Origin of the sequence: Jiangella rhizosphaerae (assembly GCF_003579925.1) — a bacterium.
In the GTDB taxonomy this organism is placed as follows: Bacteria; Actinomycetota; Actinomycetes; order Jiangellales; family Jiangellaceae; genus Jiangella; species Jiangella rhizosphaerae.
The window spans coordinates 1-12,583 of the sequence record NZ_QUAL01000189.1 but is presented as its reverse complement, the minus strand read 5'-3'; the positions used below and the strand labels follow the sequence as shown (position 1 = coordinate 12,583).

Here is a 12,583-nt window from a genome sequence, read left to right as displayed (position 1 = left end):
CTGGGGTGTGCCCCGACGGCCGGCGGGTAGTGAGAACGGAGAAGCCGACATCAGGGAGGACGGATGCTCATCCAGGAACCGCCCGTTGCCGACTACGACGACGTCACCGTCATGCGGCTGCCGCGGCTGATCAAGCGTCTGGACGAGTGCGGCCTGGCGACCGCGCTGAAGTACGAGGCGGCACACGCCGACCGGCCGGTCGTGAAGCGGATGCTGACGCTGCGCATGATGCAGCTCGCGGCCCAGCGCGCCGACGCCTGACCGCCCGGCCGCGTCGCCGCCGGGCCGTCAGCCCTCCTCGCGGTCGGACGCGTCGAGCGACCAGTACGTGCTCGTGGTGCCGTCCGCCTCGGCCTCGCGGTACTGGAACCGCAGGTCGTATCGGTCGAACGACTCGAACCAGCGGTCCCATGACACCTCGTCGGCCCGGGCATCGGCGCCCGGCATCGCGAGCTGCAGCGTGCTCGGCGACACCGCCGCGCCCGTGACGTCAGGGGTGCCGGCCGGCACGGCGCCACGGGACTCGGCCCAGCGCCGGATCACCTCGTGGTCCCGGGTCACCAGGTTCTGGCCCGGCTGGTCCGCGTGCTCCTCGGGATCGTTGACGGCCTTGTGCGTCGGGTCGGTCATGTCGCGCTCCTTCCGGCGGATCGTCAACTGCTCGAGCTCTCGCGGTCCTCCAGGCCGACGGCCTGGCGCAGCTCGGTGATCTCCTTGTCCAGCTCCGGGGTGTCCCGCGTGGAGGAGGACATGAGGTGGGCGAGTGCGTCGGCGATCGCGTTCAGCTTGTCCTGGACCGCGGCGTCGGAGCGCGCCTGGCTGTTCTGCAGCAGCGCGACCATGAGGAACGTCACGATGGTGGTGAGCGTGTTGATGATCAGCTGCCAGGTGTCGAGGTTGCCGATCACGAAGAACGACGGCGCCCACACCACGACCAGCAGAACACAGAACGCGAAGAACCAGGCCTGGGAGAAGAACCGCGAGGCACGGTCGGCGAACCGGTCGAACCAGCCCAGACCCGGACGCACGTCCGACGGCATGTGCGCGTCGGCGGAGCCCTTCGTCATCGTCGCCATGCCGCTCACTTACCCCGTCAGCGGCCACCGAATACGGCCCTGGCCGGACGCACCCGGCGGCGGGAGACGGCCGCGGCGTGCCGCCGACGGGTTACGGCGTCCGCCAGCGGGTACCGGACGGACATGAGCCATCACGAGGAACACGCCGGCGGGTACGAGGACCCGGCGCAGTGGCCGACGTCGAAGGAGGGTCCCACGGGGTTCGACCAGCCCGGCGAACGCACGGGCCGGTCGCCGCGCGGGACCCTGTTCGCGGCGGTGGTCGTGGTGCTGCTGTGCGGGCTGCTGGTCCTGGCGGTCGCCGGCATCATCGCCACCCGCTGAGCGACCCGCGCCGCGCCGGACCGGGGCACCCGGCCCGGCGTCAGCGGCGCGGCCGGTACTCGTCGGGCGGCGTTTCGAGGTCCATCCCGCCGTCGCCGCCACGGCCGGTCGGCGACTCCGGCTCGGGCCCGCTCCAGGGTCCGGGCGTGTCGTCGGCGAAGGTCGTCGACGTGTGCTCGTCGGCGAAGTCCGCGTCCTCGTCGGGCGCGTCCGGCCGGTCGGTGCCTGCGGGCCGTTCCTGCTGGTCGTCGTCCTCGCGGTGCATCGTGACCTCCCGGGTCGGGCTCGGCGTCAGCCGCGGGCCTTGCGGGTCTGCCGCCGGTTCTCCTTGTCGATGGCCTCGACCAGCTGGTTCTTGCTCATCCTCGACCGGCCCTCGACGCCGAGCTTCTTCGCCGTCGCGTACAGCTCGCTCTTCGACGCGTTGGCGTCGACGCCGCCGGCGGTCTCACGCGGCCGGTTGCGTGCGGCGGGGGTACTGCGGCGCGCCTGCTGGTCCGACGGCCCCTTGCCGTCCTTGGGCTCCCAGTGGTCGCCCACCTTCTGGAACTCGTGCTTCAGCGCCGAGAACGCGGTGCGGTGGGCGCGCTCGCCCTCGCCGTACGTCTCGACGGCCGAGTCGTGCGCCTTACCCCAGACCTCCTGGGCCCGCTTCGGCGAGCGCCGGATGGTCGACGGCATCTCCTGCTTCGCCGGCATGATCGTGACACCTCCGTCACCGGACCGGATTCGGCGTACACCGGGCCGGTACCCACGCCACCGCCGTTCACGCGACGGTGTCGGGTCGCGCTTCCCCGGGTACGGGCCGGGCAAGAACGGACGACGGGAGGTCGCCATGCCCAGCAAGTCGGCGAACGTCAAGAACGAGAAGCAGTACGAGGCCCTGAAGGACAAGGGCATGTCGAAGGAGCGGGCGGCGCGCATCGCCAACTCCCCCGGCGCCTCGAAGCGCGGCGGGAAGAAGAGCGGCTCCGGCGGCGACAGCTCGCATGGCGGCACCACGGCCCAGAAGAAGCGGGCCGGGCGCAAGGGCGGCAAGGCGGCGGCGCGCAAGAGCTGAGCCGCCGCGCCGGCGGCGCCGGGGCCGGAGCGTCGGCCTCAGTGACCCGGCGCCGGCCGCACCGCGCCGACACTCGCGCGCAGCTGGCGCATGATGCGGGCGAGCAGGCGCGACACCTGCATCTGGGTGACGCCGAGCTCGGCGCCGATCTCCTCCTGCGTGCGGCCGCAGAAGAACCGCAGGTAGAGGATCCGCCGGTCGCGCCGGTCGAGGTCGCGGCAGGCGCGCTCGAGCGCCACCACGGCCTCGGCCCGTTCGAAGCCGGAGTCCTCCTCGCCGAGGGTGTCGGCCAGCGCGGTCTCGTCGCCGTCGCTGCCGCGGTAGTCGATCGAGGCGGGGGTGAAGCAGTCGTGCGACGCGTCGGCCTCGCGGATGTCGTCGACCTCGACACCCAGGCGGTCGGCGACGTCGGCCGGCGTGGGCGTCGCGCCCTGCTCCTGGGCCAGCTCCGCCCGCGCGACGGACACCTCGGCCTGCAGCTCCTGCACGCGGCGCGGCGGGCGCACCGCCCAGCCGTGGTCGCGGAAGTGACGCTTGATCTCGCCGGAGATGGTGGGAGCGGCGAACGAGATGAAGTCCTTGCCGCGGTCCGGGTCGAACCGGGTCGCCGCGTTCACCAGTCCGAGGTTGGCCACCTGGAGCACGTCGTCGTCCACGCCGCGGCGGTAGTAGCGCCGGGCGATGGACTCGGCGAGCCCGAGGTGGAGCAGGACCACCTCGTCGATGAGCCGGCGGCGTTCGGCGCCGTCGGCATCGGCGGCGCGGCGGTACAGGTCACGGGTCCGGCACTCCCGGGCCTTGTGCTGGCGTTCGTACGGATGATCGTCGAGCACCGTGTGGACGTGAGTCACGGCCTTCACCTCCGGATCGGAGGGCCAGTGGCGATTGCTTGACCACGTCCCTCCACCGAAGCACGTCATCGACTCGTTATCAACCGCGTCCTACGGACGAGTAGCCCGGACGCATGGGGGTACGGAGGTCGTGTCGCCAGCCTGAGAGGGGGATCGATCGTGTCCGATCCGGTCGCGGAGCTGAACCAGCTGCTGTACACGGCCACACCGTCCGAGCGCCGCGAGATCCTCCGCGCGGCGCTCCCGTTCGTGGCCCGCTGGCTGGTCGACTCGGTCGACTCGTCCGTCGCGGAGAACGACGCGGAGTGGCCGCTGACGGTGTCAGCGGACCTGCTCGTTCCGCTGGACGCGGCCCTGCGCCGAGCGCGGACCGGTTCGACGCGAGTGCCCCGGCAAGGCTGCCACGCACCGACCGCCCCGGCGTGACACCGTCGTCGGACACCGGTCCGGCCCGGCGCGCGACGTCGGCCGTCTTCGTGCTGACGGCGGTCCTGGCGGCCACCGGCGTGGCGCCGAGCTTCGCGCTGCTGGTCGCGACGGTGGCGGTCTTCGCCCTCGCCAACAGCGTGATCGACGTAGCGATGAACGTGCAGGGCGTCGAGCGGGAGCGGCGGCACGGCCGCCCGGTGTCGCCGGGGCTGCACGCCGCGGGTTCCCTGGGGCTGGTCGGCGGCGGCGTGGCGGGCTTCACCGTCTTCGCGCTCGGCCCGGCCGCCGGGCGGCTGGCCACCGGCCGTCTCCTTGACCGGTACGGACTACGGTGGACGGTTCAGGCGGCGGGTCTGGTCGTGGTCGCCGGCACCGTGCTCGCCGCCGTGACCACCGTCGGCTACCTCGGCTCCTTCAGCGGCCCGCTCATCGTCGGGCCGCTCGCCGACCTCACCAGCCTCTCCGTCGCGATCGGCGTCGTCGCCGTCGCCGGCCTCGCGACGACCGCTCTCGGCCGGACGGCGGCGGCCTTCCGCCCACCACAGCAGTTGAGCGCGCCCCGCCCCGCCCCCGCAGTCGAATCGCGGACGAGGCGTGATGAGTGCGGCGCATCGGGTAAGAAGCAGGTCACTGTCGTCGTGGTTCAAGAACGTGCCACCCCTCCCCCCATTCCTCGGAGGCGTGCGCATGTCCAGCCGCACCGATCATCGCTCCACCGCAGCCCGTGATCACGACGAGCGCACCAACGAGCTGCTCCGGGCGGCGGCCGGCGCGTCGGGCCAGCAGCGCCAGCGGCTGCTCGACGAGGTCGTCCTCGACAACCTGGGACTGGCCGACGCGATCAGCCGGCGCTACGCGGGCCGCGGCGCGGAGCTCGACGAGCTCAACCAGGTGGCCTATCTGGGACTGGTCGCCGCCGCCCGGCGGTTCGACCCCGGCCGCGGCAGCGACTTCGTGTCGTTCGCCGTGCCCACCATCCTCGGCGAGGTCAAGCGGTACTTCCGCGACCACCTCTGGTCGATCCGGCCGCCCCGGCGGGTCCAGGAGCTGCACAGCGCCATGACCATGGCCACCGAGGAGCTCACCCACGCGCACGGGGCGGCGCCGACGGCGGCCGACCTCGCCCACGAGCTCGGCGCCGACCTCGACGACGTGCACGAGGCCGAGCGGGCGGCGGACTGCTTCACCACGGTCTCGATCGACCAGCGTCAGCACGACGCCTACGACGACGGCCCCGCGCTGCACGAGGCGCTGGGCCTGCCCGAGTCCGGTTACGCCGCCGCCGAGGCCACCGTCGTCCTCGCCGGGGCGTGCCGCACGCTCCCCGCCCGCGACGCCCGCATCCTGTACCTGCGCTTCTTCCGCGGCTGGACCCAGCAGGAGATCGGCGACGAGATCGGCGTCACCCAGATGCAGGTGTCCCGGCTGCTGCTGCGCATCCTGCACCGGCTCCGGCGCGAGATCGGCGAGATCTCCCTCTCCGCGTGAGGGGCGATCGTCTTGGCCGCGTGGGCCCCCGCGAGGCTCGGGTGATCGTGGCGATGTCCGCGATGGTTGATGATCATCGCTGTCCACGGTCCGACACAACGGGGTGCCAAACGTGGAGGCGTGGCCAGATCCTCCTGTCGCCGGCTGACCCCGCCCGGTGATCGAGCGTTCGCCAGGGGTTGCCGCGTAGGCCGTCCCCCTGCTGCCCGATTGTCTTGGCCGCGCACGCGCGCCTCAAGCGGACTATTGGGGCGCTTCGCGCCGGCGATGACCGCTTGACCCGCGCGCCCGCGGCAAAGAACGGGCAGCCATCAGGGGGACGGGGGGGAGTGTGGCGACGGCCGCCATGGGCGTTGGGCCGGTTTGCGTGTGAGTTTGGTGTCGTGGAGTGTCCACGTGGTGAGATTTCACCGTGATTCGGGAGCCATCACGAGGATTGCCCCAGCGTCAACACCCCTACAGTCATGGTGAAGCTCGCGGAATCCTCGTGATGTAGGCGATCGCCGATGATCATCGCCGTCCACAGCCCGACAAAACGGCGCGAAACGGGCACGTCAACGCCGAGTCGTGCCCGCTCTGCCCCGGCGAACGTCCACGCCGTCACAGGCGGCTGGTGGCCGTGAGCGCCAGGGAGGCGTCGGCGACCGCGGCGGGAGAGCAACGTGGCGTGTTTGCCGCTCCCGGGCATGGGTATCCGCCGGTCCATGGGGCGACGCAACCGCAGCTGCGGGCACGGCCACCCGAGCGTCACTCGGTCGTGAGCCGTCAGAACGCCGGGTCCGGCGGGGAACCCCCCGACGACGTCGAGGCCGTCCTCGCCGCCACGGGGCTGGCGCAGGCGTTCGACGACTACGTCCGGCGCCACCGCATCCGCCCCGACCAGCTGCGTCCGGCCCTGCGGGCGTGGCTCACCGAGCTGATCGACGAGGCCGAGCGGCCCGCCGACGACCCATGATCGGCGGGTGGCGGTACGAGCCCGGCGCTCAGGTCGAGGAGCGGTCCACGAGCTTGGCGAACGTGCTGTCGCCGCCGCCGGCGCGCTCGGTCTGGTAGAGCAGCGCCAGCCCCCGGTCGTCGAACGTGGCGAACCAGTCGTCCCAGCTGACGTGCTCCAGCTCGTCCTCGCCGGCGCCGCCGGGGAAGTCGATGCGCAGCACGCCGCCTCCGCCGGACGTCGTGCCGTGCACCATCGCCGGATGGCCGTCATGCTCCTCGACCCAGCGGCGGATCTCGTCGTGGTCGGTGGTGGTCCTGGTCTGCGATGCCATGGCGGCCCCTCCTCGACTCAGTGGTCCCACGCGCCCGGATACCCCGCGGTCACCCGCTCCATGCGGCGGATCGCCCCGGCACCGGCGCGGCATGACGACGACCGCAGGGGGTACGTACCACGCGACGAGCTGAGGAGGACGACATGCGACCTGTCCCGGGCCGGGTGTCGCCCGCATGAGCGCCGGCCGGGCCGAGCCGTGGTACGCGCGAGCGGTCCTGTACCAGGTGGACCCGCTCACCTTCGCCGACGCCGACGGTGACGGCACCGGCGACCTGCCGGGAGTCACGTCGCGCCTCGGTCACATCGCCGACCTCGGCGCCACCGCCGTGTGGCTGCAGCCGTTCTACCGGTCGCCGTTCCGCGACGGCGGCTACGACGTCACCGACCACTGCGCCGTCGACCCGAGCCTGGGCACCCTGGACGACGTCGACCGGCTGGTCGCCGAGGCGGAACGGCACGGCCTGCGCGTCGTCGTCGACCTGGTCGGCCAGCACACGTCCGTCGACCATCCGTGGTTCCAGCAGGCCCGGCGCGACCGCGGGTCGCCGTACCGCGACTACTTCATCTGGTCCGAGGAGCCGGCCGACACCTACGTCGAGCCGATCTTCCCGACCGTGGAGGACGGCGTCTGGGCCTGGGACGAGGCCGCCGGCCAGTTCTACCGGCACACCTTCTACTCGCACGAGCCGGACCTCAACCTGGCCAAGCCGGACGTCCGGGAGGAGGTCTGGCGCATCGTCGAGTTCTGGCTGGAGCGCGGCGTCTCCGGCTTCCGCGTCGACGCTCTGCCGCACATGACCCGCACGGTCGGCGACGGTGACGACGCCCCGGGCCTGGCGTGGATCGAGGAGCTGCGTCAACGAGCCGCCGGCCGGCGCGCCGACGTCATGCTGCTCGGCGAGGTCGACGTCCCGCCGGAGGAGTACGCCGGGTACTTCGGGTCGGGCGCGCGGGTGGATCTGCTGTTCGACTTCTGGGTCAACAACCACCTGTTCCTCGCCCTCGCGCGGCAGAGCGCCGAGCCGATCAGCCGCGCCTGGGCCGCGCAGCCGCGCCCGCCGCAGGGCGCCGGGTACGCCGTCTGGCTGCGCAACCACGACGAGCTGGACCTGGAACGGCTCGACGAGGACCAGCGCGAGGAGGTCCTCCGGGCGTTCGCGCCCGAGGAGTCGATGCGCGCCTACGGGCGGGGCATCGTGCGCCGGCTGGCGCCGATGCTCGCCCCTCACGGCGGCGACGCCCAGTACCTGGCCGCGCACTCGGCGCTGCTCTCGCTGCCCGGCATCCCGGTGCTCCGGTACGGCGACGAGATCGGCATGGGCGACGACCTGACGCAACCGGGCCGGGCGGCGGTGCGCACGGCGATGCAGTGGGACGCGGGGCCGAACGGCGGGTTCTCCGCCGCGCCGCCGCGGGACGTGTCGATCCCGGTCGTCGGCGCCGGGCCGTTCGACTTCCGCGCCCGCAACGTCCGTCACCAGCGCGGCGACGAGACGTCCGTCCTCACCCGGGTCCGGAACCTGGTGCTGGCGCGGCGCGAGCTCGGCGCCCTCCCGGCGCAGCGGGCGACGGTCACCACGGCGGCGGACGGGGCCGTCCTCGTCGTGCGGCACGACCGGCCGGACGGCGCCGTGCTCCAGGTGACCAACCTGTCCGGCCGGCCGGCCGACGTGGCGCCCGACGGGGACGGCTCCCCCGCCGGCGCCGACCTCGTCGCCGACCGCCGCTACGACGGCACGCGGCTGGCGCCGTTCGGCTATCGCTGGTACCGGGTGGACGGCGAGCGGTGACCGGGCGCGGCGCCGCTCAGACGGCGCCGGCGGGCCGGCCGCGCGCGGTGCGGTCCGCCCACGCGAGCAGCTCGGCCTCCATGGCGCGGAACCGCTCCGGCTCGGCCGCGGCCAGGTTGTGCCGCTCGCCGGGGTCGGACGCGAGGTCGTAGAGGCCGGCCGGCTCGGCGATCTCCGGGCCCATGGCCTCGCGGGCGTCGAGCACGATCTTCCAGTTCCCCGACCGCGCGGCCAGCTGTTTCGCGTAGTCCCAGCCCACCCACCGCGGCTCCCACGTGGCCGCGGGATCGGTGAGCGACGGGAGTAGCGACCGGCCGTCGTGGTCGCCCGCCGGCGGCGGCGCGCCGTCGACCGCGTGCAGCACGGTGGGCACGAGGTCCATCATCACGCCGACGCCGGTGCTCTCCCAGCCGGCCGGGATGCGGCCGGGCCACGACAGGATGGCCGGGACCCGGACGCCGCCCTCGAACACCGAGCCCTTGGCGCCGCGCAGGCCGCCCGCCGACCCGCCGCGGTAGGCGATCTCGTCGCCGTTGAGCCAGTTGCGCTCCTCGGTCGACGGGCCGTTGTCGGAGGAGAAGAAGACGATGGTGTCCTCGCGCAGGCCCAGCCGCTCCAGCGTCGCGACGATGTGGGCGACGCCGTCGTCCATGGCCTTGATCATCGCGGCCATGATCCGGCGGTCCGGCGGCAGGTGCCGGAACCGCTCCACGTACTCCTCCGGGGCGTGCATCGGGTAGTGCGGCGCGTTGAACGGGACGTAGCAGAGGAACGGCTCGCCGGCGCAGTCCTCGATGAACCGCGCGGCCCGGTCGGCGATCAGCGTCGTCAGGTACTCGCCGTCGGCCCAGACCTCCTCGTCGCCGGCCCACAGGTCGTGGGTGGGGTTCGTGTGCCCCCAGTAGTAGATGTGGGAGTAGTAGTCGACGCAGCCGGCGCGGAACCCGAAGTGGGTGTCGAAGCCGCGCTCCAGCGGGCCGTACGACCGCTCGACGCCCAGGTGCCACTTGCCGAAGATGCCCGTGCGGTAGCCGCGGTCGCGCAGCCGCGAGGCCAGCGTCGGCTGCGGCGGCAGCCCACGGGTGTCGCGCGAGCCGGCGAGGATGTTCTCGACGCCCGCCCGGCCGGGATAGCGGCCGGTGAGCAGCGAGGCGCGCGACGGCGAGCACACGGGCGAGTTGGAGTACCAGTGGTCGAGCTTCACGCCCGAGCCGCACAGCGCGTCCAGGGCCGGCGTGTCCAGGTCGTCCGCGCCGAAGCAGCCGAGGTCGCCGTAGCCGAGGTCGTCGGCGTAGATGACGACGACGTTCGGCGGCCGGTGCGGCGCGTTCATCCGGCCCGCTCGATCGCGGCGGGACGGGTCTGCGCGGCGCGGATGCGGGCGAGATCGAACTTGGCCGACCGGTCGAAGGCGTAGAGGCCGTTCTGCTCCTGGAACACGTCGGTGAGCTGCGTGTAGCAGTACCCGAACATGTCCGGGTGGTCGAGCAGGGCGGCGACCAGGCCCTCGAACCGCGCGTAGAACTCCTCGAGGTCGCGCACGCGGTCACCGTACCCCCAGGACTCGCGCATCGACTGCGGGCGGCCCGCCTCGGCCGGGTTCCACCAGATGCCGCCGAACTCGCTGACGAAGAACGGCTGGCCGCGGTAGGCGATGGACCAGGACTCGCCCGTGCTGTCGGCCCGGTTCACGTACGGGTCGCCGTCGGCGAGGCGCGCGTAGTTGGCCGCGAACGCCCGCGGGTCCTGCTCGTAGTCGTGGCTGTCGAAGACGTCGGACTCGGCGATGCGGTGCGCGTAGCCCGACGTGTCCAGCACCGGGCGCGAGGTGTCGAAGGCCTTCGTCGCGAGGAACATCCCGCGCATCACGTCGTCCAGCGCCGTGATGCGGTCGCCGTAGGCCTGCCACGTCTCGTTCAGCGGGCACCAGCCGACGATCGACGGGTGCGAGTAGTCGCGCTCGAGCACCTCCAGCCACTCCTGGACGTAGGAGGCGTCGGGCTGCTGGTTGGTCGTCTCGCCCTGCTCGGTGTTGCAGCCCCAGTCGCCGAACTCGCCCCAGACCAGGTAGCCGAGCCGGTCGGCGTGGTACAGGAAGCGCTCCTCGAACACCTTCTGGTGCAGCCGCGCCCCGTTGAAGCCCGCGGCGAGGGACAGCTCGATGTCGCGGACGAGGTCGCTGTCGCTGGGCGCCGTCATCAGGCCGTCCGGGTAGTAGCCCTGGTCGAGGACCAGCCGCTGGAACACCACCTCGCCGTTGAGCCGTACCTGCTTGCCGGTGATGGCGACGCTGCGCAGCCCCGCGTACGACGCGATCTCGTCGACCACCCGGTCGTCGGCGTCGCGCAGCTCGAAGCGCAGGTCGTAGAGGAACGGGTCGGACGGCGACCACAGGCGCCGCCGCTCCCCCGGGAGCGCCAGGGCGAGCCGCGGCGCGAGGTCGAGGTCGGCTCGGACCTCCGCCCGCATCACCTCGCCGGCGCCGTCGGACACGACCACCCTGACGACGCCGCCGGGCAGGTTCGCCGACAGCGGCACCTCGACGTCGAACGAGCCGCCGGCGACGTTCGGCGTGATGCGAGGCCGGCGCATCGCGACCGCCGGCACCGGCTCCAGCCACACCGTCTGCCAGATGCCCGTCGTCCGCCAGTACTTCGCCGCCCGCGGCGTGTGCTCGATCGACTGCTTGCCCCTGGCCTGCGGCGCGGCCGGCTCGTCCCGGGCGCGGACCACCAGCGGCACGTCGGCACCGGGTGGCGCGGCGTCGGTGATGTCGACGGTGAAACCGGAGAACCCGCCGCGGTGCCGCCCCACCTCCGTGCCGTCCACCCAGACCGTGGCGTCGTGGTCGACGGCGCCGAAGTGCAGCAGCACCCGCTCGCCGGCCCACTCCTCCGGCACCCGGATCGTGCGCCGGTACCAGACGGCGCGCAGGAAGTCGCGGTCGCCGATGCCGGACAGCGTCGTCTCCGGCGCGAACGGCACCAGGATCTCGTCCTCGAAGGGCGTGTCGAGCAGCCCGCGCTCCAGCCCGCTGTCGCCGCGGTCGATCTCGAACTCCCAGCGGCCGTTGAGGTTCAGCCAGCGCTCGCGCCGGAACTGCGGCCGCGGGTACTCCGCGCGCGGCAGTGTCGTCTGGTCGTCGGACATACGGATACCTTTCCGGATGGTCGGCGGGCTCAGGCCGCGGGGTGGCGGAAGCGCAGGGTCAGCAGCTCGAACGGGCGCAGGATCAGGTCGACGGCGGCGCCGGTGGTCGTGGCCGCGATCGCCTCGACCGGCACCGGCCGCTCGAGCAGGTCGGTCGCGACGGCCTCGGTCCAGCCGAACGACGTGCGCAGCGTCGCCCGCGAGCGGTTGCCGTGCGCCTCGTAGAGCCGCACGACGACGTCGCCGGAGCGGTCCTCGGCGAGCTTCACCGACTCCACGACGATCGCCGGGTCCGTCACCTCCAGCAGCGGCCGGACGGGCGTGCCCCGGGTGACGCGCAGCGGCAGGTGCTGGGCGTAGCCGTCGGCGATCGCGTCGGGGATGCCGCCGGGGCGGACGCTCACCGTGAACGCGTGCCGGCCCTGGTCCGCGCCCGGGTCGGGATAGCGCGGAGCGCGCAGCAGCGAGAGCCGGGCGGTCGTCATCGGGCGGCCATTCGGCGCGTGGCCGTTGCGGACGTCGTGGCCGTACACGACGTCGTTGGCGATGGCGACGCCGTACGCGGGCTCCCCCACGTGCACCCAGCGGTGCGCCACCGTCTCGAACCGCGCCACGTCCCACGACGTGTTCTGGTGGATCGGCCGGTGCAGGTGACCGAACTGGATCTCCGACGTCGCCCGCTCGGCGCGCAGGTCCAGCGGGAAGGCCAGCTTGAGCAGCTTCTGCGACTCGTGCCAGTCGATCTCGAACACGTAGTCGAGGCGGCCGTCCACCAGCCGGATCGTGACGTCGATCGTCGTGCCGCCCCAGGCGTGCCGGACCGCCACCGCGTCGTCCGTCGCGTCGACGGAGACCGGGTCGCGCAGGTCGCGGCCGCTGCGCTTGTCCTCCTCGTTGATGTCCCAGGCGTCCCACTCGCGCGGGGTGTCGCGGAACAGCTGCAGGACGCCGCCCGCGACGCCGGACGGCAGCAGCTCCCGGCCGGCCGCGAGGTCGACGACGGAGGCGAGCGTGCCGTCGGCGCCGACCTCGACCTTCAGAGCGTCGTCCTCGAGCACGAACCGGTCGCCGTCGCGGCGCGGCCGGGCCACCGCGGGCGGCGCGGCCGGGCCGATGCCCATGGCCGGGACGCCGCCGCGCGCGTA

Annotated in this window: 17 protein-coding genes; 8 read left to right on the top strand and 9 right to left on the bottom strand. The window is 73.0% G+C overall.

What is annotated here, in order from left to right; all coding sequences use genetic code 11:
* Positions 1–63: 63 nt before the first annotated feature.
* A complete protein-coding gene (locus tag DY240_RS31450; RefSeq protein ID WP_147375425.1) occupies positions 64–261 on the top strand; it encodes a hypothetical protein in 198 nt (65 codons plus the stop codon).
* 27 nt (positions 262–288) lie between these two features.
* Here the strand turns inward: DY240_RS31450 and DY240_RS21385 are convergent, their stop codons facing one another.
* Together DY240_RS21385 and DY240_RS21380 are read right to left on the bottom strand one after the other, a co-directional pair.
* Positions 289–630 carry a hypothetical protein gene (locus DY240_RS21385; RefSeq protein WP_119661869.1) on the bottom strand — a complete coding sequence of 114 codons (342 nt, stop codon included), beginning with the start codon at positions 628–630 and terminating at the stop codon, positions 289–291.
* A 23-nt stretch (positions 631–653) separates the two neighbouring features.
* A complete protein-coding gene (locus DY240_RS21380; protein ID WP_199701966.1) occupies positions 654–1,076 on the bottom strand; it encodes a low affinity iron permease family protein in 423 nt (140 codons plus the stop codon).
* A 123-nt stretch (positions 1,077–1,199) separates the two neighbouring features.
* Here DY240_RS21380 and DY240_RS21375 point away from each other — a divergent pair, with 123 nt between their 5' ends.
* Positions 1,200–1,400, top strand: a complete 201-nt coding sequence (locus tag DY240_RS21375) for a hypothetical protein (protein WP_119661868.1) — start codon at positions 1,200–1,202, stop codon at positions 1,398–1,400.
* Between the two features lie 40 nt (positions 1,401–1,440).
* Here the strand turns inward: DY240_RS21375 and DY240_RS21370 are convergent, their stop codons facing one another.
* Both DY240_RS21370 and DY240_RS21365 read right to left on the bottom strand, forming a co-directional pair.
* The gene (locus tag DY240_RS21370) at positions 1,441–1,665 is read right to left on the bottom strand and encodes a hypothetical protein (protein ID WP_119661867.1); all 225 of its coding nucleotides are present in this window, start codon (positions 1,663–1,665) and stop codon (positions 1,441–1,443) included.
* Positions 1,666–1,691: 26 nt separating this feature from the next.
* Positions 1,692–2,099, bottom strand: coding sequence for a ChaB family protein (locus tag DY240_RS21365; RefSeq protein WP_119661866.1), 408 nt, complete (start codon positions 2,097–2,099; stop codon positions 1,692–1,694).
* Between the two features lie 136 nt (positions 2,100–2,235).
* On the opposite strand from DY240_RS21365, the gene DY240_RS21360 reads away from it, so the two are divergent.
* Entirely contained in the window at positions 2,236–2,460 is a 225-nt protein-coding gene (locus DY240_RS21360; protein ID WP_119661865.1) for a DUF7218 family protein, read from the top strand.
* A 38-nt stretch (positions 2,461–2,498) separates the two neighbouring features.
* On the opposite strand, the gene DY240_RS21355 is transcribed toward DY240_RS21360, so the two are convergent.
* Positions 2,499–3,311, bottom strand: a complete 813-nt coding sequence (locus DY240_RS21355) for a sigma-70 family RNA polymerase sigma factor (protein WP_199701964.1) — start codon at positions 3,309–3,311, stop codon at positions 2,499–2,501.
* Positions 3,312–3,470: 159 nt separating this feature from the next.
* Between DY240_RS21355 and DY240_RS21350 the strand changes: the two genes are divergently transcribed.
* The 4 genes from DY240_RS21350 to DY240_RS21335 all read left to right on the top strand — a co-directional run bounded on the left by DY240_RS21350 (position 3,471) and on the right by DY240_RS21335 (position 6,183).
* Positions 3,471–3,737 (top strand): hypothetical protein, encoded by a 267-nt coding sequence (locus tag DY240_RS21350; protein ID WP_119661863.1) that lies wholly within the window; start codon positions 3,471–3,473, stop codon positions 3,735–3,737.
* On the top strand, positions 3,734–4,468 hold the full coding sequence (locus DY240_RS21345; protein ID WP_119661862.1) for an MFS transporter: 735 nt from the start codon (positions 3,734–3,736) through the stop codon (positions 4,466–4,468). Before DY240_RS21350 ends, DY240_RS21345 begins: the two co-directional genes overlap by 4 nt.
* Positions 4,428–5,228, top strand: a complete 801-nt coding sequence (locus DY240_RS21340) for a sigma-70 family RNA polymerase sigma factor (protein WP_119661861.1) — start codon at positions 4,428–4,430, stop codon at positions 5,226–5,228. The genes DY240_RS21345 and DY240_RS21340 overlap by 41 nt, the downstream gene beginning before the upstream one ends.
* Positions 5,229–5,985: 757 nt before the next feature.
* Complete coding sequence (locus DY240_RS21335; RefSeq protein ID WP_119661860.1) at positions 5,986–6,183, top strand: hypothetical protein; 198 nt, start codon at positions 5,986–5,988, stop codon at positions 6,181–6,183.
* Positions 6,184–6,211: 28 nt separating this feature from the next.
* Here the strand turns inward: DY240_RS21335 and DY240_RS21330 are convergent, their stop codons facing one another.
* Positions 6,212–6,496: a bifunctional DNA primase/polymerase gene (locus DY240_RS21330; RefSeq protein ID WP_119661859.1), complete on the bottom strand. Its 285-nt coding sequence runs from the start codon at positions 6,494–6,496 to the stop codon at positions 6,212–6,214.
* Between the two features lie 175 nt (positions 6,497–6,671).
* On the opposite strand from DY240_RS21330, the gene DY240_RS21325 reads away from it, so the two are divergent.
* Positions 6,672–8,288, top strand: coding sequence for an alpha-amylase family protein (locus DY240_RS21325; protein WP_119661858.1), 1,617 nt, complete (start codon positions 6,672–6,674; stop codon positions 8,286–8,288).
* 16 nt (positions 8,289–8,304) lie between these two features.
* Here DY240_RS21325 and DY240_RS21320 read toward each other — a convergent pair whose 3' ends face one another.
* From DY240_RS21320 to DY240_RS21310, 3 genes are all read right to left on the bottom strand, one after another.
* Positions 8,305–9,621, bottom strand: a complete 1,317-nt coding sequence (locus DY240_RS21320; RefSeq protein WP_119661857.1) for a sulfatase-like hydrolase/transferase — start codon at positions 9,619–9,621, stop codon at positions 8,305–8,307.
* Entirely contained in the window at positions 9,618–11,438 is a 1,821-nt protein-coding gene (locus tag DY240_RS21315) for a glycoside hydrolase family 2 protein (RefSeq protein ID WP_119661856.1), read from the bottom strand. Before DY240_RS21315 ends, DY240_RS21320 begins: the two co-directional genes overlap by 4 nt.
* A gap of 29 nt (positions 11,439–11,467) precedes the next feature.
* A partial coding sequence (locus tag DY240_RS21310; RefSeq protein ID WP_199701961.1) for a glycoside hydrolase family 38 C-terminal domain-containing protein occupies positions 11,468–12,583 on the bottom strand: 1,116 nt, incomplete at its 5' end.

Excerpts from the sequence above, each read along its gene's own strand:
- DY240_RS21320 (WP_119661857.1), bottom strand. The coding sequence starts at position 9,621 with ATGAACGCGCCGCACCGGCCGCCGAACGTCGTCGTCATCTACGCCGAC.
- DY240_RS21365 (WP_119661866.1), bottom strand. The coding sequence starts at position 2,099 with ATGCCGGCGAAGCAGGAGATGCCGTCGACCATCCGGCGCTCGCCGAAG.
- DY240_RS31450 (WP_147375425.1), top strand. The coding sequence starts at position 64 with ATGCTCATCCAGGAACCGCCCGTTGCCGACTACGACGACGTCACCGTC.
- DY240_RS21325 (WP_119661858.1), top strand. The coding sequence starts at position 6,672 with ATGAGCGCCGGCCGGGCCGAGCCGTGGTACGCGCGAGCGGTCCTGTAC.
- DY240_RS21315 (WP_119661856.1), bottom strand. The coding sequence starts at position 11,438 with ATGTCCGACGACCAGACGACACTGCCGCGCGCGGAGTACCCGCGGCCG.
- DY240_RS21340 (WP_119661861.1), top strand. The coding sequence starts at position 4,428 with ATGTCCAGCCGCACCGATCATCGCTCCACCGCAGCCCGTGATCACGAC.
- DY240_RS21370 (WP_119661867.1), bottom strand. The coding sequence starts at position 1,665 with ATGCACCGCGAGGACGACGACCAGCAGGAACGGCCCGCAGGCACCGAC.
- DY240_RS21330 (WP_119661859.1), bottom strand. The coding sequence starts at position 6,496 with ATGGCATCGCAGACCAGGACCACCACCGACCACGACGAGATCCGCCGC.
- DY240_RS21360 (WP_119661865.1), top strand. The coding sequence starts at position 2,236 with ATGCCCAGCAAGTCGGCGAACGTCAAGAACGAGAAGCAGTACGAGGCC.
- DY240_RS21380 (WP_199701966.1), bottom strand. The coding sequence starts at position 1,076 with ATGGCGACGATGACGAAGGGCTCCGCCGACGCGCACATGCCGTCGGAC.
- DY240_RS21375 (WP_119661868.1), top strand. The coding sequence starts at position 1,200 with ATGAGCCATCACGAGGAACACGCCGGCGGGTACGAGGACCCGGCGCAG.
- DY240_RS21385 (WP_119661869.1), bottom strand. The coding sequence starts at position 630 with ATGACCGACCCGACGCACAAGGCCGTCAACGATCCCGAGGAGCACGCG.